General features: G+C 73.3%; 1 protein-coding gene. It reads left to right on the top strand.

The genetic code is table 11. The features are described from left to right. On the top strand, window positions 1-2,719 hold a 2,719-nt coding region (locus FNH04_RS44350; RefSeq protein WP_152791894.1), incomplete at both ends, for an alpha-N-acetylglucosaminidase.

Here is a 2,719-nt window from a genome sequence, read left to right as displayed (position 1 = left end):
CCCCCGCCCGTCCCCTGGCGCGGTCCACGGCGCTCCCCCACCGCTTCGCGCTCAACGACACGAACGACGGCTACACCGCCCCGTACGCGCAGTGGCCGTACTGGGAACACCAGATCGACCTCCTGGCCGCGCACGGCTGCAACGAGGTGCTGGTCATCGCGGGCATGGAGGCCGTCTACCACCGCCTCCTGAAGGACTTCGGCTACTCCGACGCCGAGGCCCGCGCCTGGCTGCCCGCGCCCTCGCACCAGCCGTGGTGGCTGCTGCAGAACCTCTCCGGATACGGCGGTCCGCTCTCCCCCGAGCTGATCGCCCGGCGGGCCGCGCTGGGCCGCCGTATCACCGACCGGCTGCGCGAACTGGGCATGGCGCCCGTACTGCCCGGCTACTACGGACACGTGCCCGGGGAGTTCGTGGCACGCAACGGCGGTGACGCGCGCGTCGTCCCGCAGGGCGTGTGGCACGGCTTCGAACGCCCTGACTGGCTGGATCCGCGCACGGAGGCGTTCGCGAAGGTCGCGGCGTCCTTCTACACGCACCAGGAGGACGTCTTCGGCGAGGCGGCCCACTTCAAGATGGACCTGCTGCACGAGGGCGGCACGGCGGGCGACGTACCCGTGCCGGCCGCCGCGCAGGGCGTGGAGCGGGCCCTGCGGAAGGCCCGCCCCGGAGCCACCTGGGTGATCCTCGGCTGGCAGGAGAACCCGCTGCCCGAACTCCTCGACTCCGTCGACAGGTCGAGGATGCTCATCGTCGACGGCGTCTCCGACCGCTACACGAGCGTCACCGACCGCGAGGAGGACTGGGGCGGCACCCCGTACGCGTTCGGCACGATCCCCAACTTCGGCGGCCGTACGACGATCGGTGCCCGCGCGCACGTCTGGAACGAGAAGTTCTTCGCCTGGCGGGACAAGGAGAACAGCGCCCTGGCCGGCACGGCCTACATGCCGGAGGCGACCGACCGCGACCCGGCGGCCTTCGAACTCTTCTCCGAGCTGGCGTGGACTCCGGCGAAGATCGACCGGGCGGCCTGGTTCACGTCGTACGCCGACTACCGCTACGGCGGCCGCGACGACGCGGCGCGCGGGGCCTGGCGGGCCCTGCACGAGACGGCCTACCAGCACCGGGCAGTCGAACGCAGCGACCCGCACGACTCGCTGTTCTGCGCCCGCCCCGACCTGGCCGCCGACCGCGCCGCCGCGTACGCGCCGAGGGCGCTGACGTACGACCCGGCCCGCTTCGACGCGGCGCTGGCCGGACTGCTGGGCGTGGCGGGCGGGCTGCGGGGCAGCGCCGCCTACCGTTACGACCTCGTGGACGTGGCCCGGCAGGCGCTCGCGCACCGCAGCCGCCAGTACCTGCCGCAGCTGAGGTCGGCCTACCGGCGGAAGGACCTGGAGACCTTCCGCGCCCTGGCCACGCTGTGGCTGCGCCTGATGCGGCTGTCGGACGAGGTCACGGGGACGCACGGCGCCTTCCTCCTCGGCCCGTGGGTGAACGACGCCCGTCTCATGGCCACGAACGACACCGAGCGCGCCGAGTTCGAACGCACGGCCAAGGTCCTCGTCACCGTGTGGGGAGGACGGGCCACCTCCGACACGGGGAACCTGCACGAGTACGGCAACCGGGAGTGGCAGGGCCTGATGGCCGACTTCCACCTGCCGCGCTGGCAGAAGTGGCTGGACACGCTGGAGGACGCGCTCGCGGCGGGCACGCAGCCGGTGGCCGTGGACTGGTTCGCGTTCGAGGAGCCGTGGACGCGGGAGCGGAAGGACTATCCGCTGCGGCCGGTGGGTGACGCGTACCGTACGGCGGAGCGGGTGCGGGACGTACTGGCGCGGGCGCCCTACCAGGGGACACTGACCGTGACGGCGGACCCACCGGCCTTCCCGCCGGGCGGAAGGGCCGGCGTGGAGGCCGTGTTCAGGAACGTCAACGGCCTCCGCCCCACGGGCCGGGTCGACTTCACCCTCACCGGCGTCGAGGCCGCGCCGGAGGGACCGACGTCGCTCGCGAGCGTGCCCGCCGCCGGGTCCGGTACGGTCCGCTGGCGGGCGTCGGCTCCCGGCACACCACTGGACCGCCCGCTGCGCCCGCTGCCCTACACGATCGCCGTGGAGTACGGCCCGGAGGGTGAGGACCGGGTGACCGGCCGCTTCGACGGGACGCTCTTCGAGGCGGGGCCGCTTGCGGCGGACTGGCGTACGTACACCGACAACGCGGCCGTCTTCGGCCAGCTGGGTGACCGGTTCGCGATCGACGGGGCGGGGGTGGACCTGTGGCGGGGCACGACGGAGTTCGGGACGCTGTACCGGAAGGGCGTGCTGCGCGACGGCGTCTCGGTGACCCTGCGGGTGGACGCGCAGGCGGCGACGGGCAACTGGGCGCGCGCGGGGATCATCGTCCGCAACAGCCTGGGTACGGCGGGCTCGGCGGGCTTCCTGAACCTGGCCGTCACTCCGGCCAACGGGGTCGTGCTCTCGTACGACACGACCGGGGACGGCACGCTGGACACGTATCGGCGCGTCACGGGGGTGAGGGCGCCGGTGCTGTTGCGGCTGGGGCGGGGTGAGGGTGCGTACGTGGGCGAGTGCTCGGTGGATGACGGGGTGACGTGGCGGACGGTGGGGACGGTGTCGGTACCGGCGGCTGCCGCCGTGCAGGACGCGGGGATGTTCATGAGCGCGACGAACGGGGGTTCGGGGGCGCGGGGGACGGT

Origin of the sequence: Streptomyces phyllanthi (genome assembly GCF_009377205.1) — a bacterium.
Classification (GTDB): Bacteria; Actinomycetota; Actinomycetes; order Streptomycetales; family Streptomycetaceae; genus Streptomyces; species Streptomyces phyllanthi.
This window is presented reverse-complemented; position numbering and strand designations above follow the sequence as displayed.